Source organism: Azonexus sp. (assembly GCF_047638095.1).
Taxonomy (GTDB): Bacteria; Pseudomonadota; Gammaproteobacteria; order Burkholderiales; family Rhodocyclaceae; genus Azonexus.
The window spans coordinates 22479-46069 of record NZ_JBLJBW010000020.1; the positions used below are offsets into that span (position 1 = coordinate 22479).

Sequence of the window (23591 nt, forward strand, 5' to 3'; positions counted from 1 at the left end):
CCGCCGAAGCGACGATTGTAGCTTTCCGGGGTGAGAGAGGGAGCTACAACTTGACGGCAGCCATGGCAGCGGCAAACGGAGATTGTAGCTTTCCGGGGTGAGAGAGGGAGCTACAACAGGCCACCCTGTGGGGCAAGCGCGCCGAATGATTGTAGCTTTCCGGGGTGAGAGAGGGAGCTACAACGTGCCCAAACGCGGCCAGCTTCATCCATTAGATTGTAGCTTTCCGGGGTGAGAGAGGGAGCTACAACTTGATCGCATCAACAATCGCCTTGATGTTGGATTGTAGCTTTCCGGGGTGAGAGAGGGAGCTACAACGAACTTTGACGCAGAGGGATTCGTGCGAGAGATTGTAGCTTTCCGGGGTGAGAGAGGGAGCTACAACCGCGCATCCATCTATCGCTCGGCTGGAGCGGATTGTAGCTTTCCGGGGTGAGAGAGGGAGCTACAACCAAAGGAGGAAAAGATGACACCAGCACAACATTGTAGCTTTCCGGGGTGAGAGAGGGAGCTACAACCAGCTTCGCGCTGCATAGAGCCTTTTTGCTGATTGTAGCTTTCCGGGGTGAGAGAGGGAGCTACAACCGAAGCGGCGCTGGAGCTGAACCGTATGGCGATTGTAGCTTTCCGGGGTGAGAGAGGGAGCTACAACTGGTGGATAGCTGGGAGGTGTGGGACGACTGATTGTAGCTTTCCGGGGTGAGAGAGGGAGCTACAACGAATTTCTTGACCGGGCGTTTGTTGTATTCGATTGTAGCTTTCCGGGGTGAGAGAGGGAGCTACAACGACGCGGTGCAGTTTGGTGACGCCGCCGTGGATTGTAGCTTTCCGGGGTGAGAGAGGGAGCTACAACGATTATGCGTTATTCCCTGTAAACACGCGGGATTGTAGCTTTCCGGGGTGAGAGAGGGAGCTACAACGTACCGCAAGATTTCCGCTTCCCTGTATCTGATTGTAGCTTTCCGGGGTGAGAGAGGGAGCTACAACAAGGGCATCGTGGCGCTGGCAGCCTGGCTGGATTGTAGCTTTCCGGGGTGAGAGAGGGAGCTACAACGAATCGATCTGAACGTCCCCTTCGCTGACAGATTGTAGCTTTCCGGGGTGAGAGAGGGAGCTACAACAATGGGTAAAGCGGTGGGGTTTGTGAATTTGATTGTAGCTTTCCGGGGTGAGAGAGGGAGCTACAACCATCGGAAATACATGTGGGATGCGCCGCCGGATTGTAGCTTTCCGGGGTGAGAGAGGGAGCTACAACCTACTACGCCAATGCTACCCCCTTCGTCGAGATTGTAGCTTTCCGGGGTGAGAGAGGGAGCTACAACCTGTGCGCCAAGTAGTTACAGCCGCCCTGGGATTGTAGCTTTCCGGGGTGAGAGAGGGAGCTACAACCTATCACTGAGCCCCGACGATTCAGGCAAAAACGGCTTGGTCGTTTTTGTGCGCAGCGGTACGCATTCTGAGCTGTTCTCTTGAGTCTGCGCCTGCGAGTGCGCGCAGACTCTCGAGGGGGTACCATCGACCAACGCCCGCAATTTGCGTAGCGGATGAGCAGCTGGAATCTGCTGCTCCAGAGTTTGATAGCCGAACATCTCCGATTGGCTTATGTCGGCACGGCGCATGAAATCTCTATTTCGTTGGATTTGAAGGGTAAATCATGTCGTGCGCATGGGTTTGGTGGGGTTTTCAACGGCCTGTTATAGCTTGTGGTAAATCTGAGCCCCGGTTTTGACGAATTCCACGGCCTTGGCTTCCATGCCCTTCTCCAGCGCCTCGCCTTCGGCGATACCTTGGGTGGCGGCGAAATCGCGTACTTCCTGGGTGATCTTCATGGAGCAGAAATGTGGCCCGCACATCGAGCAGAAATGCGCGACTTTGGCGGATTCCTTGGGCAGCGTCTCGTCGTGGAATTCGCGCGCTTTGTCTGGGTCGAGGCCGAGGTTGAACTGATCTTCCCAGCGGAATTCGTAGCGCGCCTTCGATAGCGCGTTGTCGCGGATCTGCGCGCCTGGGTGGCCCTTGGCGAGGTCGGCGGCGTGCGCGGCGAGTTTGTAGGTGATGATGCCTTCCTTGACGTCATCCTTGTCGGGCAGGCCGAGGTGTTCCTTCGGTGTCACGTAGCAGAGCATGGCGGTGCCGTACCAGCCGATCATCGCCGCGCCGATGCCGCTGGTGATGTGGTCGTAGCCCGGCGCGATGTCGGTGGTCAAGGGGCCGAGCGTGTAGAACGGGGCTTCCTTGCAGTAGTCGAGCTGCAGGTCCATGTTTTCCTTGATGAGATGCATGGGGACGTGGCCCGGCCCTTCGATGATCGTCTGCACGTCGTGTTTCCAGGCGATTTCGGTGAGTTCGCCGAGCGTCTTCAGTTCGCCCAGTTGCGCTTCGTCGTTGGCATCGTAGATCGAGCCGGGACGCAGGCCGTCGCCGAGTGAGAAGGCGACGTCGTAGGCTTTCATGATCTCGCAGATGTCTTCGAAATGGGTGTAGAGGAAGCTTTCCTTGTGATGCGCCAAGCACCATTTGGCCATGATCGAACCGCCGCGGCTGACGATGCCGGTCATGCGATTCGCCGTCAGCGGCACGTACGCTAGCCGTACGCCAGCGTGGATGGTGAAGTAGTCGACGCCTTGTTCAGCCTGCTCGATCAGCGTGTCGCGGAAGATTTCCCAGCTCAGGTCCTCGGCCCTGCCGTTCACCTTTTCCAGCGCTTGATAGATCGGCACCGTACCAATCGGCACTGGCGAGTTGCGGATGATCCATTCACGTGTTTCGTGGATGTTCTTGCCGGTGGATAAATCCATCACCGTGTCGCCGCCCCAGCGGATCGACCAGGTCATTTTTTCGACCTCTTCCTGAATGCTGGAACCAAGCGCCGAGTTGCCGATGTTGGCGTTGATCTTGGTCAGGAAGTTGCGGCCGATGATCATCGGCTCGCTTTCCGGGTGGTTGATGTTGTTGGGGATGATGGCGCGGCCACGGGCGATTTCCGAGCGCACGAATTCCGGCGTGATCTCGGCGGGAATCGCCGCGCCGAAGCTCTGCCCCGGATGCTGGCGGGTGAGCAGCGCCGCCATTTTCGCGCCGGTCGGGCCGGCGGCGTGCAGCGATTCAACGTAGGCGGCGCGGTTCAGGTTTTCGCGGAGCGCCACGAATTCCATTTCCGGCGTGATGATGCCTTGGCGGGCGTAATGCATCTGGCTGACATTGGCCCCCGTCTTGGCGCGGCGCGGCTGGCGCTGCAGGCCGGGAAAGCGCAGTGCGTCGAGCGCCTGGTCGGCGGCGCGCTGACGGCCGTATTCGGAGGAGAGGGCGGGCAACTCCTCGGTGTCGCCGCGTTCTGCTATCCATTTGGCGCGCAGCGCCGGCAGGCCGGAGCGGATGTCGATCTTGGCCTGCGGGTCGGAATAAGGGCCGGAGCAGTCGTAGACAAAGATCGGCGGGTTCTTTTCACCACCGAAGGCCGTCGGCGTGTCGTCCTGGGAGATTTCGCGCATCGGCACCTGCAGATCGAGGCGCGAGCCGGCAATGTAGACCTTGCGCGAGTTGGGTAGCGGCGCAATGGCGGCGGCGTCCACCTGGGCATTGGCGGCGAGGAATTGTTCGTTGGCGTTCATGTTGGCTCCGTGGGCAAGGGCAGCCGGTTCAGACGGCGGCGGAGGCAACAGGTTCCGGCGGAAAAAATTTCTGGCGGTGCCGTTTCCCTACGCCGGCATGACCCGGACAGGTTCGAAGGGACTCTCTCAGCCAGAAATTTCCCCGGCACCCCTAACGTGTCGCGGCAAGTTACTGGAAAGGCTGGCAAAATGCAATGTGCTCGGCGCGGCTCAAGAAGTTTGCTGGCGGGCCGAAATAAAACATCCGTTGTGTGTGCTGCTGTGCTTGATGTGCGCTCAAGATAAAGGAAATTCCATGCCTTCTTTGTTTCTGGTGTTGACTCTGTTCGGCGCTCTGGCGGCACCGTGCGCGCTGGCGGCATCAAATTGGCAGAATATTTCGACCGATGCCGGGCGGCGCATTGAGCTCGATCGCACGACCTTGAAACGCACCGGGAACGTGGTGGAAATTCTCAGCCGCGTCACGCTCGAGCGCGAATTGCTGGATGCCCACACCGGTGTGCCCTACCGCATCATCGAGGCGACCACGCGTTATGACTGCGGTACGCGCAATGCCAAAACTATCAAACGCGTTTATCGTCAGAGTGAAAAAGAAAGTCTGCGCGAAGAAGCGGTGTCCGGTGTCGAACTGCCCGTACGCAGCGGCACGCTGGATGACCGGGTGTTGCGTGAAGTCTGCCGCCCACCGAAAGACGATCCATTGGCGCTGGCCAAAGCGGCCAACGAAGCGGCCGACGGTTTGCAGTTGGCGAATGCGCGGATGCTCGAAAAAGCGCGGGCAAGTGAACAAAAAATCAGTGAACAAAAGGCCAGTGCACAAAAAGTGGCCGATGTGGCGGGCGGCTCGATTCGCCCCAATCTGAAAGCCCAGGTCACGCCGCCGACGGTGCCGCCCGCGCCGGCGAATGCCACGACGAATGCGAACGCGGCCGCGGCACCCGCCCCCACGCCGGGTGCGGCAAATGCGGCAGAGAAACCTCTGCCTGCCGTCAAAGCCCCGAGTGGATCGACACAATACGTCAAACGCAATGTGGCCAACCCGGCGAAAAAACCGCTCGCTTCGCCAGCAAATCCTCGGGCCGCGGCGGGTGCTTATATGCTGGAAGTGCTGCCGGCAACGGCGGTTACGGGGCGCGTTACCTGGGGTTACGAAGGCGCGGGGGCACCGGAACACTGGGCGCAGCTCGATGCGCGTAACAGCCTATGCGCCAATGGCAAACGTCAATCCCCCATCGATTTGCGCCAGGGCATTCGTGTTGATCTGGAGCCGCTGCAATTCGACTACCGCCCCTCGAGGTTTCGCATCGTCGATACGGGCCACGGCTTGAGTGTGGCGGTGGGCGAGAGCAGTTTCAGCTTGACCGGAAAAACCTACGAGCTGGAGGAAATTCATTTTCATCGTCCGAGCGAAATCATGGTCGATGGTCAGCGCTATGCCATGGACGTGCATCTGGTGCACCGCGCCAGCAACGGTGCGCTCGCTGTGGTGGCGCTGCCGGTCGAAAGCGGGAGTGAGCATCCGCTGATCCAAACCCTGTGGAACAATCTGCCCTTGGAAAAAAATCAGCCGGTGGCCCCGCCAAAAATCGTCATCGAGCCCAAGCAACTCTTGCCTGGTTCGCCGCAGTACTACACCTTCATGGGCTCTCTGACGACGCCGCCGTGCAGCGAAGGGGTGTTGTGGATCGTCATGAAGCAGCCGGTGCAATTTTCCGAAGAGCAGATTCGCATTTTTTCCCGCCTTTATCGCAATAATGCGCGCCCGGTACAGCCGACTTACGAGCGTTTGATCAAGGAAAGTCGTTGAATTTGCCCTGCGTATGAGGCAAAACCCAGGCGTGGACTTGGGTATAATCCGGCAGTTTTCTGCCTCGTTTTTCTGGTTTAAGTGACAAAAGTACGCGGCAGTGCTTTTTACTGGCTGTGCAAGCGGAGATTTTCATGAATATCGAACAAGCGCGCTTCAACATGATCGAGCAGCAAATCCGCCCCTGGGATGTGCTCGACCCCCGGGTGCTGTCCCTGCTGAACGAGGTGAAGCGGGAGAATTTCGTGCCGCCGGCACACCGTGATCTGGCGTTTGCCGATCTGGAATTACCCCTGGGTGACGGGCAGGTGATGCTGCCGCCACGCATGGAAGCGCGCCTGTTGCAGGAATTGATGGTGAAGCGCAGCGACCGCGTGCTGGAAATCGGCACCGGCAGCGGTTATATGGCGGCACTTTTGGCCGCGCGCGCCGAACATGTCACCAGCCTGGAACGTCGTCCGGCCCTCGCGGCCATGGCGCGTGAGAATTTGCAGCGCAGCGGTGTCGATAATGTGACGGTCGAAGTGGCCGACGGTCTTGCCGGCTGGCCGCAGCGCGCACCGTTCGATGTGATCGTGGTTTCCGGCGCGGTGCCGGAAGTGCCGGCGGCCTTGCTCAAGCAGCTGCGCGTCGGTGGGCGTCTGGCGGTGATCGTGGGGGTGGCTCCGGTCATGGAAGCCCGTCTCATCACCTGTACGGCAGAAGCGACTTACCACGCGGTCAATATGTTTGAAACGCAAATGCCGGCACTCGACGGCGCGCCGGAACCGGCAGGCTTTAGCTTTTGATTTGGCCTCGCGATGATGCATAAACCGCTCGTTGCAGTTTTTTTCTCGTTGTTTTGCGGCACGCTGCAGGCGGCGGATTTGCTCGAAATGTATCGGGCTGCCGCCGAGAACGACCCGATTTATGCTGCCGCCCGTGCCACGCGCGAGGCAGGGCAGGAAAAAAAAGCGCAAGGCCTGGCCGGTTTGCTGCCCAGCCTGAGTTTGTCGGGCGTCACGCAATGGAACGATAACCAGAGCGAGCCGCGCAATTTGCCGGCGGCGCGCAGCGATCGTCAGTACAACACGCACAGCTACCAGCTCAGCCTGGTGCAGCCTTTGTTTCGCTGGCAGAACTGGGTGGCCTACGATCAGGCCAAGCTGCAGACGGGGCAGGCGGAAGCGAATTTCGCCCTGGCCCAGCAGGAGTTGATTTTGCGCGTGGCGCAAGCCTATTTTGATGTGCTCTATGCCAGCGAAAATCTGGCGGCAGTGCGTGCCAATAAGGAAGCCATTGCGCAGCAGCTTGCCTTGGCGCAAAAAAGTTTCGAGGTCGGCACCAGCACCATCACCGATACTCACGAAGCCCAGGCGCGCCATGATCTGGTGATTGCTCAGGAACTTGCCGCCGAGAGTGAATTGGAAGTGCGCCAGGCGGCACTGGCCGCGCTCATTGGTCAGGAGGCCGGGCCGCTTGCCCCGCCGCGTGCGGATTTGGCGCTGGAAAACCCAAGCCCCAAGCGTTTGCAAGACTGGCTGAGTGCTGCCGAAGCGGAGGCTTTGACGGTGCAGGTGCAGCGTTTGCAGGCAGAAATCGCTGGCCGCGAGGTCGATAAACAGCGCGCCGGCCATTATCCAACGCTCGATCTGGTCGCCAATCGCGGCAAAAGCAAGAATTTTGCCGCCAATACCGGCATGGTCGATACCGATAGCAGCAATGTCGGCGTGCAGTTGAATGTGCCGCTCTATCAGGGCGGTCTGGTGGCGTCTCGCCAGCGCGAGGCGGCGGCCAATCGGCAGGCGGCTCAGGCCGGGCTGGAGGCGGCGCGGCGCAACGCGACATTGGCGGCGCGCCAGTATTATCTGGGCGTGAGCAGCGGTCTGGCTCAGGTCAAGGCCTTACAGGCGGCTTTGCGTTCGTCGCAGTCGGCGCTGGAATCGAACAAACTGGGTTATGAAGTCGGGGTGCGCATCAATATTGATGTGCTCAATGCGGAAAACCAGGTGTATGTCACCCGGCGCGATCTGGCCAAGGCGACTTTCGACACTTTGCTGGCGCAGCTGCGGTTGAAAGCGGCGGTCGGGCGCTTGGGCGAGGAAGATGTGCTCAGTCTCAATGCCTTGCTTGATCCGGCGCAGGCGCGCTGATTTCCTGTAGCAAGGCGAGGGTACGCTCGCTGGCCCCTTGATGGGCGGCGGCAAAAGCCAGGCTGCGTTCGCGCATCCTCGTCAGGGTGCTTGCATCGGCAAATAATTCCTCGACGGTTTGCAAAACTGCGTCGGCATCCTGGACGCGCCGGGCGCAGCCAGCGGCAATCGCATCTTCACTGGCCTGCAGGAAATTGAAGGTGTGGGGGCCCAGAAGCACTGGACAGGCACAAGCTGCGGCTTCGATGAGGTTTTGCCCGCCCAAGGGCAGCAGACTGCCGCCGATGAAAGCCAAATCGGCGCAGGTGTAATAGGCGGCCATTTCGCCCATGCTGTCCCCCAGCCAAACCTGCGTCTCCGGCGTTGGCAGCCCGGCGCTGCGCGCCCGCCAATTGAGGCCGCGTGCGCGCAGTAGCTGGGCGATTTCGCTAAAACGTTGCGGGTGGCGGGGCACCAAAATCAGCAGAGCAGCGCTGGGTTTTTTTTGCCAGGCGTCCAGTAACAAAGCCTCTTCACCTTCGCGCGTGCTGGCGGCGAGCCAGGCCGGGCGTTTTTGACGTTCCTCCCGCCAAGTGGCACCCAGGGTGAGCAAGGAGGCTTGCGGGCGCACGTCGAACTTCAGATTGCCGCACACCGTCACGGCCTTCGCCCCGAGCGAGCGCAAGCGTTCGGCATCGGCGGCAGTCTGCGCGGCGACGGCACTGAGCTGGGCAAAAGCGGGCGAGCTGAGGGCAGAAAAGCGCTGATACCCCCGGGCAGAGCGCTCTGATAAACGGGCATTGGCCAGCGCGATGGGAATCGATCGATCCGCCGCCGCGGCCAGCAGATTGGGCCAGATTTCGGTTTCCATCAAGACGCCGAAGCGCGGCTGGAAATGGCGGAAAAAACGCGCCACGGCATCCGGGAAATCGTAGGGCAGGTAGGCTTGCAGAACGCGCTCGCCATAGAGCTGATGCGCCGTTTCCCGGCCGGTCGGCGTCATGCCGGTGATGAGAATCTGGTGATCCGGCCAACGTTCGCTCAGGGCATGCAGCAGCGGCTCGGCGGCGCGGGTTTCGCCGACGGAGACGGCGTGCAGCCAGATCAGCGGTTTCCTGCCGGGCGGGGTTTTCGCCTGGGTGAGCGCCTGGGCAAGCGCCGGATAAAAGCCAAAACGCTCACCCAGATGTTCACGATAGGCCGCTTGTTTGCGCGCGCGCCAGAACAGGCGCAGCAGGATCAGCGGCGTCGCCAGATAAAGGATGAGGCTGTAGAGGCGGCGCGGCATGCGAGCGGGGATTCAGCGCCGCCGGTAGCTGACGAAGGCGTAGCCATCGCGCGGGTCGCGCCGGGTTTCCTGCCAGTCGGTGGCGGAAATTTCAGGGAACCAGGCATCGGCCTCCGGTGTCTGGGCGACTTCGGTGATCTCCAGGTGCTGTGCGAGGGCGAGGGTTTGGCGATAGATTGCTTCGCCGCCGATTACGAAAATTTTTTCGGCCTCGGCGGCAAGCGCCAGCGCGGCCTCGACGGAATTCGCCAGTTCGGCGCCCGGCGCAGCGTAGCCGGCTTGCCGGCTGACCACCAGATTGCGCCGTCCGGGCAGGGGGCGGAAGCGTTCCGGCAGGGACTCCCAGGTCTTGCGCCCCATCAACACCGTGTGGCCGCCGGTGAGTGCTTTGAAATGCGCCATGTCTTCCGGAATCTGCCAGAGCAGGCGGTTGTCCTTGCCGATGGCGCGGTTGGCCGCTACGGCGGCAATGAGGATGAGTTCAGGCATGTTTATCTCTGCAAGTGGCGCAGGTGCGCGACCAGGCCCTGTGTCGAAGTGTCCTGCCCGGTGAGCGGCGCGCCGCGCAGTGCCGGGGTGAGTTGTCCGGCCAGTTGCTTGCCCAGTTCGACGCCCCATTGGTCGAAGGAATTGAGGTTCCACAACACGCCCAGGCAGAAGGTTTTGTGCTCGTAAAGAGCGAGCAGCTGCCCCAGGCTGAAAGGATCGAGTCTCGGCAAAATGAGGGTGCTGGAAGCGACGTTGCCGGGAAAGCTGCGGTAGGAGAGGAGTGCTTCCGGGCTGCCGGCGCTGCGTGCTTCTGCTGCCGTTTGCCCGAAGGCAAGCGCGGCGCTTTGCGCCAGGCAGTTGGCGAGCAGACCGTCGTGGTGGCCGGGCAGGGGGAAATCGGCGCGGGCGAGTGCGATGAAATCGCAGCTCAACTGCATTTTTCCCTGGTGTAAGAGCTGGAAAAAAGAATGCTGGCAGTTGGAGCCCGCGCTGCCCCAGACGATGGGTGCGCTGGCGTAATCGAGCCTCTGGCCGTCGCGATCCACCGATTTGCCGTTACTTTCCATTTCCAGTTGCTGCAGGTAGTCCGGCAGCTGTGCGAGCGAGTGGCTGTAGGGGAAAACGCCGTGGCTGGTGGTGCCGAGAAAATTGTTGTTCCAGACGGCGATCAGGGCCAGCGTCAGCGGCAGGTTTTCGTTATCGGGCGCATTGCAGAAGTGCGCATCCATGGCCTGGGCACCGGCCAGAAGCTGTGCGAAATGCTTGAAGCCAACGGCCAGCGCCAGCGATAGGCCAACCGGCGAGCACAATGAAAAACGGCCGCCGACGGAATCGGCGAAGGCAAAGACGTTTTCTTCTGGAATGCCGAATTGCGCCGCCGCAGCGAGATTGCTGGAGGTGGCGACGAAGTGTCTGCTGACGGCGCTCGGATCGTGCAGCGCCGCGAGCAACCAGTCGCGGGCGCTCTGGGCGTTACGCAGGGTTTCCAGGGTGGTGAAAGTTTTGCTGGCAACGATGAAGAGCGTGGAACGCGGGTTCAAGCGGCTCAAGATGCCGGCGAGGTCGGCACCATCGAGGTTGGCGACGAAATGCACGCGCAAATCGGCTTGCTGGAAGGCGGCGAGCGCCTGTGTGGCCATGCGCGGGCCAAGATCGGAGCCGCCGATACCGAGGTTGACGACATCGGTGATGCGCTCTCCCGTATAGCCGCGCCAGTTGCCGCTGTGGATGCGCTCGCAGAACTGCGCCATGCGCGCTAGGCTGGCCCGTACTTCTGCCGGCGCGGCGGCACCGGCGCGCAGGGCCATGTGGCTGACGGCGCGCCCTTCGGTGTGGTTGATGGGTTCGCCAGCCCGCATGCGCGCCAAGTCATCGCGCCAGGCGCAGGCGCTGGCCAGAGCGTGCAGTTTTTCCAGGGTCTGCGCGTTCAGGCGCTGTTTGGAAAAGTCCAGCAGCCAGTCGCCGTGACGCAGGGAGAGTGTGGCAAAACGCCCAGGGTCGGCGGCAAAGAGCTGGCGCAGATGCAAAGGCGCGATTTCCTCGGCGTGGGCTTTGAGCGCCTGCCAGGCAGGGAGCTGGGTGCGTTGGCTCATGGGCGGATCTAGACCGCGACCGGGGCGGCGATATGCGCGTCCGGGGCGTAATCGTCGAGGCGGAAATCCTCGAAACGGAAGGCGAACAGGTCGCGCACTTCTGGGTTGATCCACATGCGCGGCAGCGCACGCGGGGTGCGCGTGAGTTGCAGGCGGGCCTGCTCGAAGTGGTTGCTGTAGAGGTGGGCATCGCCCAGGGTATGCACGAATTCGCCGGGTTGGTAACCGCACACTTGCGCCAACATCAGCGTGAGCAGGGCATAGGAGGCAATATTGAAGGGCACGCCGAGGAAGATGTCGGCGCTGCGCTGGTAGAGCTGGCAGGAAAGTTTATTGTCGGCGACGTAGAACTGGAAGAGACAATGGCAGGGCGGCAAGGCCATGGCGTCGACGTCGCCGGGGTTCCAGGCGGACACGATGTGGCGGCGCGAATCCGGGTTGTTTTTCAGGCTGGCGAGCAATTGGCTGATCTGATCGATGCTGCGCCCGTCCGTGCTCTGCCAGCTGCGCCATTGCTTGCCATAGACCGGGCCGAGCTCGCCGTCGGCGTCGGCCCATTCATCCCAGATGCGCACGCCGTTGGCGTGCAGGTAGGCGATGTTGGTGTCGCCTTGCAAAAACCACAGCAGCTCGTGAATGATCGAGCGCAGGTGCAGCTTCTTGGTGGTCAGCGCCGGAAAACCCGCGGCAAGGTCAAAGCGCATCTGCCAGCCAAAAATGGAGCGGGTGCCGGTGCCGGTGCGGTCGGCCTTGTCGTGTCCGTGTTCCAGAACGTGGCGCATGAGGTCAAGATAGGGCTGCATGGCGGATTAAAAATTGGAAAATGGCAGCATTCTAATCGAAGCAAATGTAGAATTGCCGGTTCATGCCGGCGGGTTGGTGCGTCTATGCGCATGAAATTTTGCCCGGCGTGCGCCTTGTGCGCGGGGGCGAAAAAATCGGGGCATCGTAAAAGGGAGTCGTAAAAAAGCATGGGCGGGTTGTTTGATAAACAAAGTGGGCATCCCCTGGCGGACAAACGCGAGCTGCAGCGCATCATCGGCGAGTTGCCGGGCGATAACGCCTTCAAGGCGCTCGATGAAATCGGCATCTGGCTCGATTCCCTGGTGGCCGGGGGCGAATTGCCGGCAGAGCGCAGTTTTGAGGCGGCGCGTCAGCTGGCGGATGCCGCCGCACCGCACCTGCGCCGCCTGGCGCACGAGTATTTGCACACGCCGCGCCTGTCGAAGGCGGAAGAAAACCGGCTGTGGTCGATTCACAGCGGCTTTTGGTCCTCGTTTGCCGATGTGCTCGAGCGCGCGCTGATTTCCTTCATTTCGCGCAAACCCACGGCAGAGCAGGCGCGCGCACTCTTGCCGGCGCTCTCTACCTATTTGCTCGGTGCTTTGCGCACGCTCATCAAATGGGAGCAGTTTCGTTACGGGCCGCCGCCCAAGGAAGTTTGGCGTCGCCTCGGGCAGGCCTTGCTGGCGGCAGAAGCAGTCGGCGTCGGTATGCAGTCGGTGGCGACCGGGGGGCTGCTCGGCAATAGTTCGCCCCTGACCGAATACCGCAAGGCAATGATTTTTCAGGCGGCGTCGATGGACAGTCTCTTGCCGCTGGAGATCGAGTTGGCTGAGGCGTTCATCAGCCACTATCTGGCGGCGTTTGATTTTCTTTCGACGGCAGAACACGATTGTGTGTACTGGGTCGATCTGCGGGTGGGGCAGCCGCCGCAACGGCTGGCCAAAATGCCGGAACAGGTGACGCCGTCGCAACGTTTTTATCGTCCGGGCGCAGCGCACGGCCAGATTCTCGGGGTGTTGCGCCAGCTTGAGCGCGGTGCGGAGGTGCCGCCGGAAATCAATCTCGGCGGGCAATATCCGGTCAAAACCCTGCTTCCCGTCTTGCGTCATTTGTGCGCCTATCTGGCACCGGTGCCGCCGCAGCGCCGGCACGATCGGCACCACGTCCGGCATCAGGTGCAGGTGTTGCACGGGCTGGTCAATGCGTTCGTGATTTTTTCCCGCGAATTCGGCGGCCAAGCCATGGGTTTACAGGTTGAATCTTGGCAGGTGGATAACGTCAGCCGGGGCGGTTTTGGTGTGTTGCTCAATGAGCCGCCGAAAGACTGGCTGCGGGTCGGGGCTTTGCTGGCCATGCAGCCTGCCGGTGGCGAAAACTGGCTCTTGGGCTGCGTGCGCCGTTTTTATCGAGGCGTCGATAGCGCCTCGCGGGTGGGTATTCAGACCTTGTCGCGACAGGTCGAGGCGGCCGAGCTGGTGCCGGTGCGCAGCGGCGAAAACACGCGGGGCGCGGCCGTGCCCCTGCTGATTCTGCTGGAGGGCAATTTGCCGGGCGAAGTGCGCCTGGTCATGCCGCCGCACACTTTTGACAGCCGCGAGCGCTTTGAGCATGTTTTGCAAGGCCAGCGCGTGTTCTTTGAATCCCTGCTTTTGCTCGAACACAACAGCGACTACGAAATTGCCCGTTACCGCCTGCTGCAGGCAACCTGAGCGCGGCTTAAACCGAGCTGCCGGGTTTTTGCAGCGATTTCGGACGAAAAACCGGAATCACTTCGGCGCGGGTTTCGATGTAAGGGCCGTGCAATAAGTCGATGCAGCAGGGAATGGCGGCAAAGATGCCGAGGTGGCGAAATTGCCCGTCTGCGCCGCGCACGCCTTCCAGGGTTTCGCGGATGGCCTTGGGCTGGCCAGGTAGGTTGACGATCAGGGACTGCCGGCGGATCACCGCCACCTGACGCGACAAGATTGCCGTAGGGACGAAATTCAAGCTGATACGTCGCATTTCCTCGCCAAAACCGGGCATTTCTTTATCGGCCACGGCCAGCGTGGCTTCTGGGGTGACATCACGCAGCGCCGGGCCGGTGCCGCCGGTGGTAAAAACCAACTGGCAGCCGGCCTGGTCGACCAGTTCGATCAAGGTGCTTTCGATATGCGTTTGCTCATCGGCAATCAGGCGGCTTTCTTCCTGCCAGGGCGTGATGAGTGCCTGGTTTAACCAGTCGCGCAGAGCGGGCAGCCCTTGGTCGGCATAAACACCGCTCGATGCGCGGTCGCTGACCGAGATGAGGCCGATGCGCAGGGGTTTAGACGTCGTCATGGCGGTTTTCCTCGGTTTGCGGGGCGCTGGTTTCGCCATCCAGTGTTTTCAGATACTGAAAAATCGCCCGATAGTTTTTTGGCGGCTTGTTGTTTTCCTGTTCTTTCAAAGCGTTGCGGCGCAGCTGGCGCAAATACTGCAAATCGGCTCCCGGCCACTGGCGGGTGATTTCGCTCAAGGTATTTTCATCGCTCAAAAGCTGCGTGCGCAGGCGTTCCAGGCGGTGCAGGCGGGCGGTTTCGGCGCTTGATTCGCCGCGGACCAGGGCCAGCCCGGCAAGAATCGGCGCACTTTCGACGCTGCGCATCAATTTGCCGATGTATTGCAACTGCCGCCGGCGCGCCCCGTGTGCCGTGATTTTTTGCGCCGCACGCACGGCGGCGTGCAAATCTTCAGGCAAATCCATGCGTTTCAGCTGGCCGGGAGACAGCTCGACGAGTTCGCTGCCTAAATCGCGCAAAGCGTGCATGGCGGCCTTTTGCTGGGTTTTCGAGCGGCGCTCCTGATCGTCGCCGTAGTCTTCGCTGGTGTCGTGTGCAGACATGATGGTGCGCGGCTTGAGCGCCGATGCGGGAAATGAGGGCTGCTATCATAGCGGTTTTCCCTCTCGGCGCTGCGCGCGCCGCATCGCCATGAGCCATTCCAGCGGTTTTTCCTATGCCTTTGCCGATTTGCAACAACTGAGCGCGGACGTTCTTGCCTACGCCCGCAAGCAAGGCGCAAGTGCTTGCGAAGTCGACGTGTCGGAAGGTTTTGGGCAGTCCGTCACGGTGCGCTGCGACGCGGTCGATACCATCGAATACAACCGCGACAAAGGTGTTGGCGTCACGGTCTATGCCGGCCAGCGCAAGGGCTATGCCAGCACCTCCGACTTTTCACCGCAAGCGCTGCGCGATACGGTGGAGGCAGCGCTCGCCATTGCCCGCTTTACCGCGGAAGATGATTGCGCCGGATTGGCGGATGCCGCTTTGATGGCCAAGGATTGTCCGGATCTGGACCTGTACCATCCGTGGGCCATTGATGTTGCTGAAGCGATCGATCTGGCGCGGCGTTGCGAGCAAGCAGCTTTTGCTGCCGATGCGCGCATCGATAACTCGGAAGGGGCGAGCGTTTCGAGCCAGGAGGCGCATTTCGTTTCGGCCAACAGCCTGGGTTTCATGGGGGGCTATCCGACTTCGCGGCATTACATTTCTGCTGCGGTGATTGCTGGCGAGAGCGAGGAAATGCAGCGCGACGACTGGTATAGCACGCACCGCGATGCGCGCCAGTTGCTCGCCCCGGAAATCATTGGCCGCACGGCCGCCCAGCGCGCCGTGGCGCGCTTGAACAGCCGGCAGATCAAGACGGGAGACTATCCCGTGCTGTTCGAAGCGCCGCTGGCTGCGGGTTTGCTCGCCAGCCTGGTGCATGCGGCCAGCGGCGGTGCGCTGTATCGCAAATCCTCGTTTCTGGTGGACCATCTGGGGCGCAAGATCATGCCGGATTTTGTCCAGATCAGTGAGCGCCCCCATCTTCCCGGCGGTTTGGCCAGCGCAAGTTTTGATAGCGACGGCGTGGCGACGCGCGATTCCGAAGTGGTCACGGCAGGGGTGCTGGCGCGCTATTTTCTTTCCGCTTACACCGCGCGCAAACTTGGACTGCAGACGACGGGTAACGCCGGCGGCAGCCATAATCTGATCATCGAACCTGGGGCGCTGGATCGTGCCGGCCTCATCAAACAAATGGGGCGTGGCTTGTTGCTGACCGAAGTGCTGGGACATGGCATCAACTACGTCACCGGCGATTACTCGCGCGGCGCAGCCGGTTTCTGGGTGGAAAACGGCGAAATTGCCTATCCGGTGGAAGAAATCACCATTGCCGGTAATTTGCGCGATATGTTCGCCGCCATTGCGGCCGTGGGCAATGATGTGGAAGTGCGCGGCAGCAAGCAAACAGGGTCGATTTTGCTCAACAAAATGACGGTGGCCGGCGCATGAGCGCGCAGGTGTTGACGCGTCTGTGTCTGGTTCGGCACGGCGAAACGGCGTGGAACGCCGAGCGACGTATTCAAGGTCAGATCGATATTGCGCTCAATGCCGCAGGTCGTCGGCAGGCGCGGGCAGCGGGAATGGCCTTGCGCGCCGCGGGTTTGACGGCGCTTTTTTCCAGCGATTTGCAGCGTGCCTGGGAAACTGCGGGCTTGATTGGCGCAGCGATCGGGCTTACGCCGCAGCCGGAACCCGCGCTGCGCGAGCGCGATTACGGCATCTTTGCCGGTCTGACCTATGCACAAGCCGAAGCGGAACATCCCGAAGCCTACGCCGCCTTTGCCGGGCGCAATGCGGATTACGCATTTGAAAATGGCGAAAGCCTGCACGGGCTTTACCGACGGGTGACGCAGCGCTTGCAGCAACTGGCGGCGCAGCATGCCGGTGAGGCGATTGGTTTGGTGGTGCATGGCGGCGTGCTCGATGTAATCAACCGTTTCGTGCGCGGTAAACCGCTGGAAATGGCGCGCGACTTCCTCATTCCGAATGCCGGCATGAACTGGCTTGAGCTGCGCGATGGCGTTTGGCGCATCGTCTGCTGGGGCGAGACGGCGCACCTGAGCGCGGCAGCGCTGGATGAATTGCCTGCGTGATAGAATCCGCCTCCTTCCCTTTCTTGCATCGAGGCGCACCCCATGTTTTCCGCGAAAGACACCCTGGCTACCGTTGATCCTGAACTCTGGCAGTCCGTGCAGGCCGAGAACCGCCGGCAGGAAGAGCATATCGAACTGATTGCTTCGGAAAATTACGTCAGCACGGCGGTCATGGAAGCGCAGGGTTCGCAGTTGACCAACAAATACGCCGAAGGCTATCCGGGCAAGCGCTATTACGGCGGCTGCGAGCACGTCGATGTCGCCGAGCAGATCGCCATTGACCGCATCAAGGCGCTGTTTGGTGCGCAGGCTGCCAACGTGCAGCCCAATTCCGGCTCGCAGGCCAATCAGGCCGTGCTCATGGCCTTTGCCAAGCCGGGCGACACCATCATGGGCATGAGCCTCGCCGAAGGCGGCCACCTCACCCACGGCATGCCGCTCAATATGTCCGGCAAATGGTTCAATGTCGTTTCCTACGGGCTGGATGCCAGCGAAGCGATTGATTACGACAAAATGGAAGCGCTCGCCCGCGAACATAAGCCAAAAATCATCGTGGCGGGGGCATCGGCCTACGCTCTGAAAATCGATTTCGAACGTTTTGCCAAAATCGCCAAGGAAGTCGGCGCGATTTTCTGGGTCGATATGGCCCATTACGCCGGTTTGATTGCTGCCGGACTGTACCCAAACCCGGTGCCGCACGCCGACGTCGTCACCACCACCACCCACAAAACCTTGCGCGGACCGCGCGGCGGCGTGGTGTTGATGAAGGCGGAGTACGAAAAAGTGATTAACTCCGCCATTTTCCCCGGCCTGCAGGGCGGCCCGCTGATGCACGTCATCGCCGCCAAGGCGGTGGCTTTCAAGGAAGCGGCGACGCCGGAATTCAAGCGTTATCAGGAACAAGTCGTCAAAAATGCGAACGCCATGGCGCGCGTGCTGGCGGCGCGCGGCCTGCGCATCGTTTCCGGGCGCACCGAGAGCCACCTGTTTCTCGTCGATTTGCAAGCCAAGAACCTCACCGGCAAGGACGCCGAGGCGGCCTTGGGGCGGGCGCATATCACGGTGAACAAAAACGGCATCCCGAACGATCCGCAAAAGCCCTTTGTCACCTCTGGTATTCGTATCGGTTCGCCGGCCATGACCACGCGCGGGTTTGGCGAAGCCGAAGCGGAGCAGATCGCCCACTTGATTGCCGACGTGCTCGATGCTCCCAGCGATGAGGCCTTGGCGGCTCGCGTGTGCACCCAGGTGGCGGATTTGTGCCGGCGTTTCCCGGTATATGGCGCTTAAGGTATTTTGGCCAGGGGCGCTGCCAGGGCTTGAGTTGCGGCGATGAAGTGCCCCTTTTGCGGTCATGAGGAAACCGGGGTGGCGGACACCCGGGTTTCCGACGAAGGCGACATCGTGCGCCGTCGGCGTAAATGCGCCGCCTGCGAAAAACGCTTTACCACCTATGAGCGGGCGGAAATTCAGCTGCCGCAGGTGGTCAAGAAAAACGGTTCACGCATCGAATTTTCCCGCGCCAAGCTGCGCGCCAGCCTCGATCTGGCCTTGCGCAAACGCCCGGTGTCGACGGAACTGGTCGATGCGGCGATTATCGCCATCGAAGAAAAGCTTTTGTCGGCCGGTTTGCGTGAGGTTTTATCGCAGCAGCTCGGCGAGCTGGTCATGGCCGAGTTGAAAAAACTCGACAAGGTGGCCTACATCCGTTTTGCCTCGGTGTATCGAAATTTCGAGGACATCGACGCATTTTCCCGGGCGATCAAGGAAGTTTCCCCGGGTACACGCAAAAAATGAGCTTTACGGCGCTCGATCACGCCATGATGGGGCGAGCGCTGCAACTGGCCGAACGGGGGCTGTGGACGACCACGCCCAATCCGCGTGTCGGTTGTGTCATTGCGCACGGCGAACAGATCGTTGGCGAAGGCTGGCACGAGCGCGCCGGCGAGCCGCATGCCGAGGTGTACGCCCTGCGCGCAGCGGGCGAGGTGGCGCGTGGCGCGACGGCCTATGTCTCGCTCGAACCCTGCAGTCACCACGGGCGCACGCCGCCCTGCGCCGAGGCGCTGATCGCGGCGGGTGTGGCGCGGGTGGTGGCGGCGATGACGGACCCCAATCCGCAGGTCGCCGGACGCGGACTGACCAGGCTGGAAGCGGCGGGTATCCGCACGGCCAGCGGTTTGCTGGCGGCCGAGGCCGAGGCGCTGAATATCGGTTTTGTTTCCCGCATGCGGCGGGGGCGGCCCTGGGTGCGCCTGAAAATGGCGGCCAGCCTGGATGGCAAAACCGCGCTGTTAAATGGTGCCAGCCAGTGGATTACCGGCCCTGCCGCGCGTCAGGATGGCCACCGCTGGCGCGCCCGCGCCTGTGCCATTCTCACCGGCAGCGGTACGGTGCTGGCCGATGATCCCCGCCTGACCGTGCGCGCGGTGGACAGCGCGCGCCAAGCTTTGCGGGTGGTGGTGGATTCCCGTTTGCAAACGCCGGCGAGCGCCAAGCTGCTGGCCGGCGGCGCGCTGCTGGTCAGCGCCCGCGCCGATCTGCCGCAAGCCCCGGCCTTGCGGGCGGCCGGGGCCGAAATTCTGGCCCTGCCCGGTGCCGATGGACGGGTCGATCTGGCGGCCTTATTGGAAAAACTCGCCGCACGGGGTTGTAACGAAATCCACGTCGAAGCGGGTGCCGGGCTCAACGGCGCTTTGCTGCGGGCGGGCCTGGTGGATGAATTGATTGTTTATCTGGCCCCCTGCTTGCTGGGCGATCAGGCGCAAGGCCTGTGCCAGTGGCCGGCTTTGACGACATTGAGCGCACAGACCAAGCTGGATTTGATCGAGCTGCGCAAAATCGGCGCGGATATTTTTCTGCGCGCTCGGCCGCTCTAAGCCGCTGGACCTGCGCTGCAAACCGCGCAGTCCGGGTCACGCTTGAAGCGCACGCTGCGCCATTGCATGTCCAGGCTGTCGATCAGGAGTAAACGGCCATTCAGCGTTTCGCCGATACCGGCGAGCAATTTGAGCGCTTCCGTTGCCTGCATGCTGCCGATAATGCCGGTGAGCGGCGCGAATACGCCCAGGGTCGCGCAGCGGGTTTCCTCGACCTCGGCAGCCTCTGGAAACAGGCAGTGGTAGCAGGGGGCGTTTTTCTGATGCAGGGCGTAGACGCTGACCTGGCCGTCGAAACGGATGGCCGCGCCGGAAACCAGCGGTTTTTTTTGCGCCACGCAGGCGCGGTTGATGGCGTGACGGGTGGCGAAGTTGTCGGTGCAATCGAGCACGAGGTCGGCCTCGGCGGCAAGCTCGGCCAGGCGCGCCGCGTCCAGGCGTTCGGCCAGCGGCACGACGCGCACCTCCGGGTTGATCTCGGCCAGGGCAATTTGCCCGGAGAGCGCCTTGTTCACGCCGATGCGGCTGTCGCGGTGAAGGATCTGGCGCTGCAGATTGGTCAGATCGACCGTGTCGTCGTCGGCCAGCGTGATCTGCCCGACGCCGGCTGCGGTCAGGTAGAGCGCTGCCGGCGAACCGAGACCGCCGGCGCCGACGATGAGCACGCGGCCATTCAGGATGCGCTGCTGCCCTTCGACGCCTAGCGCATCGAGCAGGATGTGCCGGCTGTAGCGCAGGAGTTGCGAGTCGTTCATCGTATACCTGACTCCGGTTTGAAACTCCGCCCTTCAGGGCGGTGCGAAGAGCGAATACCCTGGCCAGAAGGCCGTGGTTTCACTCGTAGCGATTCGGCAGTGGCGGCAAACCCCTGCCAAATTTTGTTGTGACTACGGAGCTGAAGAAGACTTCAAGTTAAATAGTCGCGGTTTCATCCCCTCCTGCATGATTTGCGTGGCTTTGAGGATGTTCAGCGCCTGCTGGAATTGGTAATCGTCCTTGCTGGCGTATTCCAGGCGGGCGTGCGGCAGATCGTCCTCTTCCTTGGCGTTCTTACCCGCTTCTTTGTTGTCCTTCTCGTTCTTGGCGGAGGGTTTGGCGGCGGGTTTGTTGTCCTTGCCGGCCTCGGCCTTGTCGTTTTTATCGCTCTTTTCGTTCTTGTCTTCCAGGTGGCGTTCCAGATCGGCTTCGCGGATGCGTTCGCCGCGGCTGCCATTGGCGCTTTCCTCGACGACGATGTCCGGCGTGATGCCCTTGGCCTGGATGGAGCGGCCTGAGGGCGTGAAGTAACGCGCCGTGGTCAGCTTGATGGCCGTGTTGTTGGGCAGCGGCAAGACGGATTGCACCGAACCCTTGCCGAAAGTCTGGGTACCGATGATGGCGGCACGTTTATGGTCTTGCAGCGCGCCGGCAACGATTTCCGAGGCCGAGGCCGAGCCGCCATTGACCAGCACCACCATCGGTACTTTCTTGACGCCGACCGGCAGCTTGACGAGCGGATCTTCGCGGCTGCCGCGCAGGTAGTCGCTGGGGCGGGCAAGGAATTCCTGCTTGGCGTCCGGGGTGCGACCGTCGGTCGACACCACTTTCAGGTCGGCCGGCAAAAAGGCCGAGGAGACGCCGATTGCGCCGTTCAAAAGACCGCCGGGGTCGTTGCGTAAATCGAGTACCAAGCCCTTCAATTCGCCGTCTTTATAAAGATTGCCCAGGTGTTTGGCGAGGTCGGCGAGCGTGGTTTCCTGGAACTGGGTGATGCGCACCCAACCGTAACCGGGTTCGATGAGCTTGGATTTGACGCTTTGCACCTTGATGATTTCACGCGTCAGGGTGAGCTCGATCGGCTTGTTTTCGCCCTTGCGCAGAATGCTCAAACGAATCGAGGTTTTCGGCTTGCCGCGCATCTTTTTGACCGCGTCCGAAAGGCTCAAACCTTTGACCAGGGTGTCATCGAGCTTGAAAATGAGGTCGCCGGATTTGACACCGGCGCGGTAAGCCGGGGTGTCTTCGATGGGGGAAACCACCTTGACCAAGCCGTCTTCCATGCCGACTTCGATGCCCAGGCCGCCAAATTCGCCCTGCGTGCCGACCTGCAGATCCTTGAAGGAATCGGTGTCCAGATAGGCCGAATGCGGGTCGAGGTTGGAGAGCATGCCGGAAATGGCGTTGGCGATCATTTTCTTGTCTTCGACCGGCTCGACATAGCCCTGCTTGATGGCGCTATAGACTTCGGCAAAGGTGCGTAAATCGTCGATCGGCAGTTTGCTGGTCACGTCTTTCTGGGCGAAAGCCGGTATCTGCAGGGTGATCAGCGCGCCGGCGACAAAGCCGCCGAAGGCGAGGCTCCAGGTTTTCAGTTTGCTCATTTCAACGTAGCCCAGGATAGGGGATCGATAGGTTGGCCTTGACGGCGAATTTCAAAGTATAAACCGGATTCCGGGTTGCCCCCGGTGTTGCCGACGCTGGCGATAGTGTCGCCACCTTGCACGGCTTGCCCGACCTGTTTGAGCAAGGCGTCATTGTTGCCGTAAATCGATAGATAGTTGTCGCCGTGGTCGATGATGAGGAGGTTGCCAAAACCGCGCATCCATTCGGCAAAAACCACCCGCCCTTTGGCAATGGCTTTGACCGGCTGGCCGTTGGCGGCGCGAATGAATACCCCGCGCCACTGGCCGCCGCCTTCGCGTGCGCTGCCGAAGCGGCCGCTGACAGCACCTTGGACGGGTAGGCGCAGCCTGCCTTTGAGCTTGGCAAAGCTGCCGTCGCTGGGGGCGGGTTCATAGTGGTTTTCGGTTTCTCCGGCGGATTTTTTCTCGCTGGCGGCGGGCGGCGGCGTCTTGCCTGCGGCAGCGGCTTTGCGTGCCGCTTCTTCCATCTGCTTGCGCCGTTGCGCTTCGGCGGCGCGCGCCGCAGCCGCTTGTTGGGCAAGGATGCGCGAGAGGCGGTCGATGAGCTGCGTCATGCGTTTTTCGTCGCGCTGCAAGGCACCGATTTCGCGGCGCTGGCTGCGGACCTTGTCAGAAATTTCGGCGTAGAGGGTTTTGTGCGCCTGGCGCTCTTTATCGAGCTCGCTGTGCTGTTTGCGCTGCTCGTTTTCGACTTCGGCCAATTCGCTGCTGCGTTCGCGGGTTTGTGCAGCGAGTGTTTTTTTCTGCTGGATGGTTTGGCGGATTTCGCCCATCAGATCGCTACGCGCGTTGGCAATGGCAGAAAGATAGTGCAGGTCGCGCGCCATTTGGTTGGGGTCGTCGCCGTTGAGCAAGAGTTGCAGCGAATCCGGGTCGCCGCGCAGATATTGGCGGTAAAGGAGTTGCTCGAGCTGGGTTTGCTGCTGGGTGAGCGTGGCGGCGAGGCTGCGCGATTGATTTTCCAAAGCGCCCAACTGGGTTTGCAACTGGCCGCGCTGGCTGCCCAAATCGTGCAGCTGGCGTTGCAAGCGGGAAATTTGTCGCTCGGATTCACGCAGTCGGTCGGCAGCATCGGCGCGGCTGTCTTCGTTGCTGCTCAATTCCTTGCGCAAACCGTCGATGCGTTGGCGCAGTTCGCTTAAATCGGCGCGTTTTTCGGCAACTTCGGGCGCGCTGGCAGTTTTTTGCGCCCACAGCGGGCTGGCGCAGAGGAAATACAGCGCAAACGCCAGCATCGAATGGGCGATGGACCGGCGCTGAAATGAAAAGGACATGGGGGCGATTCGAGAGGTGTTCTTGTTATGGCAAGGCTTATTCTATAATCAACCGTTCAACTGAAACGAGGTTTTCACATGGTGGCCATTTCATCGATCAATTTGATCGAAAAACAGGAGCACATCGAGACGGCAGCGCGCGCGCTGAAGGCGATTGCGCACCCCTTGCGCCTGAAAATTCTCTGTGTGGTCGGCGACCAGGAAGCCTGCGTGCAAGATATCGTCGATACCGTAGGTACCTCGCAGAGCAATATTTCCCAACATCTGGCGATTCTGCGCGAAAAAGGCGTCTTGCTGACGCGTAAAGATGCGAATCGGGTTTTTTATCGGGTGGGCGATCAGCGCACCCTGCAGCTCATCGGCATGATGCGCGAAGTTTTTTGTGGAGTGGAGTCTTAACCCATGCCGATGGAGTT

Annotated in this window: 20 protein-coding genes, 1 CRISPR repeat array and 1 riboswitch (1 of these 22 only partly in view); of the genes, 10 read left to right on the forward strand and 10 right to left on the reverse strand. The window is 61.1% G+C overall.

Going from position 1 to position 23591, the window contains the following annotated elements; translation table 11 throughout:
* Nucleotides 1-1389: a CRISPR direct-repeat array (repeat unit 37 nt; unit sequence GATTGTAGCTTTCCGGGGTGAGAGAGGGAGCTACAAC) (it extends 1863 nt beyond the left edge of the window).
* Between the two features lie 305 nt (nucleotides 1390-1694).
* Nucleotides 1695-3611, reverse strand: a complete 1917-nt coding sequence (gene thiC, locus ACM62Q_RS07110) for a phosphomethylpyrimidine synthase ThiC (RefSeq protein WP_415034995.1) — start codon at nucleotides 3609-3611, stop codon at nucleotides 1695-1697.
* A gap of 67 nt (nucleotides 3612-3678) precedes the next feature.
* A riboswitch (TPP riboswitch) is annotated at nucleotides 3679-3774 on the reverse strand.
* A gap of 132 nt (nucleotides 3775-3906) precedes the next feature.
* Between thiC and ACM62Q_RS07115 the strand changes: the two genes are divergently transcribed.
* The 3 genes from ACM62Q_RS07115 (at nucleotide 3907) to ACM62Q_RS07125 (ending at nucleotide 7550) form a co-directional block, all read left to right on the forward strand.
* On the forward strand, nucleotides 3907-5418 hold the full coding sequence (locus ACM62Q_RS07115; protein WP_415034997.1) for a carbonic anhydrase: 1512 nt from the start codon (nucleotides 3907-3909) through the stop codon (nucleotides 5416-5418).
* A gap of 134 nt (nucleotides 5419-5552) precedes the next feature.
* Entirely contained in the window at nucleotides 5553-6206 is a 654-nt protein-coding gene (locus tag ACM62Q_RS07120) for a protein-L-isoaspartate O-methyltransferase family protein (protein WP_415034999.1), read from the forward strand.
* Nucleotides 6207-6218: 12 nt separating this feature from the next.
* Nucleotides 6219-7550 (forward strand): TolC family outer membrane protein, encoded by a 1332-nt coding sequence (locus ACM62Q_RS07125; protein WP_415035001.1) that lies wholly within the window; start codon nucleotides 6219-6221, stop codon nucleotides 7548-7550.
* Here ACM62Q_RS07125 and waaA read toward each other — a convergent pair.
* Genes waaA through ACM62Q_RS07145 form a run of 4 tightly spaced genes read right to left on the reverse strand, consistent with a single transcriptional unit; the run spans nucleotide 7516 to nucleotide 11701 of the window.
* Nucleotides 7516-8817 carry a lipid IV(A) 3-deoxy-D-manno-octulosonic acid transferase gene (gene waaA, locus ACM62Q_RS07130; RefSeq protein WP_415035003.1) on the reverse strand — a complete coding sequence of 434 codons (1302 nt, stop codon included), beginning with the start codon at nucleotides 8815-8817 and terminating at the stop codon, nucleotides 7516-7518. The genes ACM62Q_RS07125 and waaA overlap by 35 nt on opposite strands.
* 12 nt (nucleotides 8818-8829) lie before the next feature.
* A complete protein-coding gene (locus ACM62Q_RS07135; RefSeq protein ID WP_415035005.1) occupies nucleotides 8830-9306 on the reverse strand; it encodes a dihydrofolate reductase in 477 nt (158 codons plus the stop codon).
* A gap of 2 nt (nucleotides 9307-9308) precedes the next feature.
* Nucleotides 9309-10898 carry a glucose-6-phosphate isomerase gene (gene pgi, locus ACM62Q_RS07140; protein ID WP_415035007.1) on the reverse strand — a complete coding sequence of 530 codons (1590 nt, stop codon included), beginning with the start codon at nucleotides 10896-10898 and terminating at the stop codon, nucleotides 9309-9311.
* An 8-nt stretch (nucleotides 10899-10906) separates the two neighbouring features.
* A complete protein-coding gene (locus tag ACM62Q_RS07145) occupies nucleotides 10907-11701 on the reverse strand; it encodes a thymidylate synthase (protein ID WP_415035009.1) in 795 nt (264 codons plus the stop codon).
* Between the two features lie 168 nt (nucleotides 11702-11869).
* Between ACM62Q_RS07145 and ACM62Q_RS07150 the strand changes: the two genes are divergently transcribed.
* On the forward strand, nucleotides 11870-13393 hold the full coding sequence (locus ACM62Q_RS07150; protein ID WP_415035011.1) for a hypothetical protein: 1524 nt from the start codon (nucleotides 11870-11872) through the stop codon (nucleotides 13391-13393).
* A gap of 7 nt (nucleotides 13394-13400) precedes the next feature.
* Here ACM62Q_RS07150 and mog read toward each other — a convergent pair whose 3' ends face one another.
* The gene (mog, locus tag ACM62Q_RS07155) at nucleotides 13401-14000 is read right to left on the reverse strand and encodes a molybdopterin adenylyltransferase (protein ID WP_415035013.1); all 600 of its coding nucleotides are present in this window, start codon (nucleotides 13998-14000) and stop codon (nucleotides 13401-13403) included.
* Nucleotides 13987-14544 (reverse strand): ribosome biogenesis factor YjgA, encoded by a 558-nt coding sequence (gene yjgA / locus ACM62Q_RS07160; RefSeq protein WP_415035015.1) that lies wholly within the window; start codon nucleotides 14542-14544, stop codon nucleotides 13987-13989. Before yjgA ends, mog begins: the two co-directional genes overlap by 14 nt.
* A gap of 88 nt (nucleotides 14545-14632) precedes the next feature.
* Between yjgA and pmbA the strand changes: the two genes are divergently transcribed.
* Genes pmbA through ribD form a run of 5 tightly spaced genes read left to right on the forward strand, consistent with a single transcriptional unit; the run spans nucleotide 14633 to nucleotide 19499 of the window.
* Nucleotides 14633-15976 (forward strand): metalloprotease PmbA, encoded by a 1344-nt coding sequence (pmbA, locus tag ACM62Q_RS07165; protein WP_415035017.1) that lies wholly within the window; start codon nucleotides 14633-14635, stop codon nucleotides 15974-15976.
* Entirely contained in the window at nucleotides 15973-16620 is a 648-nt protein-coding gene (locus tag ACM62Q_RS07170; protein ID WP_415035019.1) for a histidine phosphatase family protein, read from the forward strand. Before pmbA ends, ACM62Q_RS07170 begins: the two co-directional genes overlap by 4 nt.
* Nucleotides 16621-16662: 42 nt before the next feature.
* Entirely contained in the window at nucleotides 16663-17910 is a 1248-nt protein-coding gene (glyA, locus tag ACM62Q_RS07175) for a serine hydroxymethyltransferase (RefSeq protein ID WP_415035021.1), read from the forward strand.
* Nucleotides 17911-17952: 42 nt separating this feature from the next.
* Nucleotides 17953-18417, forward strand: a complete 465-nt coding sequence (gene nrdR, locus ACM62Q_RS07180) for a transcriptional regulator NrdR (protein WP_415035023.1) — start codon at nucleotides 17953-17955, stop codon at nucleotides 18415-18417.
* Entirely contained in the window at nucleotides 18414-19499 is a 1086-nt protein-coding gene (ribD, locus tag ACM62Q_RS07185) for a bifunctional diaminohydroxyphosphoribosylaminopyrimidine deaminase/5-amino-6-(5-phosphoribosylamino)uracil reductase RibD (RefSeq protein WP_415035025.1), read from the forward strand. The genes nrdR and ribD overlap by 4 nt, the downstream gene beginning before the upstream one ends.
* On the opposite strand, the gene ACM62Q_RS07190 is transcribed toward ribD, so the two are convergent.
* The 3 genes from ACM62Q_RS07190 to ACM62Q_RS07200 form a co-directional block, all read right to left on the reverse strand.
* On the reverse strand, nucleotides 19496-20254 hold the full coding sequence (locus ACM62Q_RS07190) for a HesA/MoeB/ThiF family protein (RefSeq protein ID WP_415035027.1): 759 nt from the start codon (nucleotides 20252-20254) through the stop codon (nucleotides 19496-19498). The genes ribD and ACM62Q_RS07190 overlap by 4 nt on opposite strands.
* 132 nt (nucleotides 20255-20386) lie before the next feature.
* Nucleotides 20387-21859, reverse strand: coding sequence for a S41 family peptidase (locus ACM62Q_RS07195; protein WP_415035029.1), 1473 nt, complete (start codon nucleotides 21857-21859; stop codon nucleotides 20387-20389).
* Entirely contained in the window at nucleotides 21856-23175 is a 1320-nt protein-coding gene (locus tag ACM62Q_RS07200) for a murein hydrolase activator EnvC family protein (RefSeq protein ID WP_415035031.1), read from the reverse strand. The genes ACM62Q_RS07195 and ACM62Q_RS07200 overlap by 4 nt, the downstream gene beginning before the upstream one ends.
* A gap of 78 nt (nucleotides 23176-23253) precedes the next feature.
* Between ACM62Q_RS07200 and ACM62Q_RS07205 the strand changes: the two genes are divergently transcribed.
* On the forward strand, nucleotides 23254-23574 hold the full coding sequence (locus ACM62Q_RS07205) for an ArsR/SmtB family transcription factor (RefSeq protein ID WP_415035033.1): 321 nt from the start codon (nucleotides 23254-23256) through the stop codon (nucleotides 23572-23574).
* The last annotated feature ends 17 nt before the right edge of the window (nucleotides 23575-23591 follow it).

What these genes read in the sequence shown, in the direction of transcription:
- ACM62Q_RS07200 (WP_415035031.1), bottom strand. Translation starts at nt 23,175, where the DNA reads ATGTCCTTTTCATTTCAGCGCCGGTCCATCGCCCATTCGATGCTGGCG.
- ACM62Q_RS07135 (WP_415035005.1), bottom strand. Translation starts at nt 9,306, where the DNA reads ATGCCTGAACTCATCCTCATTGCCGCCGTAGCGGCCAACCGCGCCATC.
- ACM62Q_RS07115 (WP_415034997.1), top strand. Translation starts at nt 3,907, where the DNA reads ATGCCTTCTTTGTTTCTGGTGTTGACTCTGTTCGGCGCTCTGGCGGCA.
- ACM62Q_RS07190 (WP_415035027.1), bottom strand. Translation starts at nt 20,254, where the DNA reads ATGAACGACTCGCAACTCCTGCGCTACAGCCGGCACATCCTGCTCGAT.
- ACM62Q_RS07195 (WP_415035029.1), bottom strand. Translation starts at nt 21,859, where the DNA reads ATGAGCAAACTGAAAACCTGGAGCCTCGCCTTCGGCGGCTTTGTCGCC.
- ACM62Q_RS07205 (WP_415035033.1), top strand. Translation starts at nt 23,254, where the DNA reads ATGGTGGCCATTTCATCGATCAATTTGATCGAAAAACAGGAGCACATC.
- pgi (WP_415035007.1), bottom strand. Translation starts at nt 10,898, where the DNA reads ATGAGCCAACGCACCCAGCTCCCTGCCTGGCAGGCGCTCAAAGCCCAC.
- glyA (WP_415035021.1), top strand. Translation starts at nt 16,663, where the DNA reads ATGTTTTCCGCGAAAGACACCCTGGCTACCGTTGATCCTGAACTCTGG.
- pmbA (WP_415035017.1), top strand. Translation starts at nt 14,633, where the DNA reads ATGAGCCATTCCAGCGGTTTTTCCTATGCCTTTGCCGATTTGCAACAA.
- nrdR (WP_415035023.1), top strand. Translation starts at nt 17,953, where the DNA reads ATGAAGTGCCCCTTTTGCGGTCATGAGGAAACCGGGGTGGCGGACACC.
- ACM62Q_RS07125 (WP_415035001.1), top strand. Translation starts at nt 6,219, where the DNA reads ATGATGCATAAACCGCTCGTTGCAGTTTTTTTCTCGTTGTTTTGCGGC.
- waaA (WP_415035003.1), bottom strand. Translation starts at nt 8,817, where the DNA reads ATGCCGCGCCGCCTCTACAGCCTCATCCTTTATCTGGCGACGCCGCTG.
- ACM62Q_RS07150 (WP_415035011.1), top strand. Translation starts at nt 11,870, where the DNA reads ATGGGCGGGTTGTTTGATAAACAAAGTGGGCATCCCCTGGCGGACAAA.
- yjgA (WP_415035015.1), bottom strand. Translation starts at nt 14,544, where the DNA reads ATGTCTGCACACGACACCAGCGAAGACTACGGCGACGATCAGGAGCGC.
- ACM62Q_RS07120 (WP_415034999.1), top strand. Translation starts at nt 5,553, where the DNA reads ATGAATATCGAACAAGCGCGCTTCAACATGATCGAGCAGCAAATCCGC.
- thiC (WP_415034995.1), bottom strand. Translation starts at nt 3,611, where the DNA reads ATGAACGCCAACGAACAATTCCTCGCCGCCAATGCCCAGGTGGACGCC.
- ACM62Q_RS07145 (WP_415035009.1), bottom strand. Translation starts at nt 11,701, where the DNA reads ATGCAGCCCTATCTTGACCTCATGCGCCACGTTCTGGAACACGGACAC.
- ribD (WP_415035025.1), top strand. Translation starts at nt 18,414, where the DNA reads ATGAGCTTTACGGCGCTCGATCACGCCATGATGGGGCGAGCGCTGCAA.
- ACM62Q_RS07170 (WP_415035019.1), top strand. Translation starts at nt 15,973, where the DNA reads ATGAGCGCGCAGGTGTTGACGCGTCTGTGTCTGGTTCGGCACGGCGAA.
- mog (WP_415035013.1), bottom strand. Translation starts at nt 14,000, where the DNA reads ATGACGACGTCTAAACCCCTGCGCATCGGCCTCATCTCGGTCAGCGAC.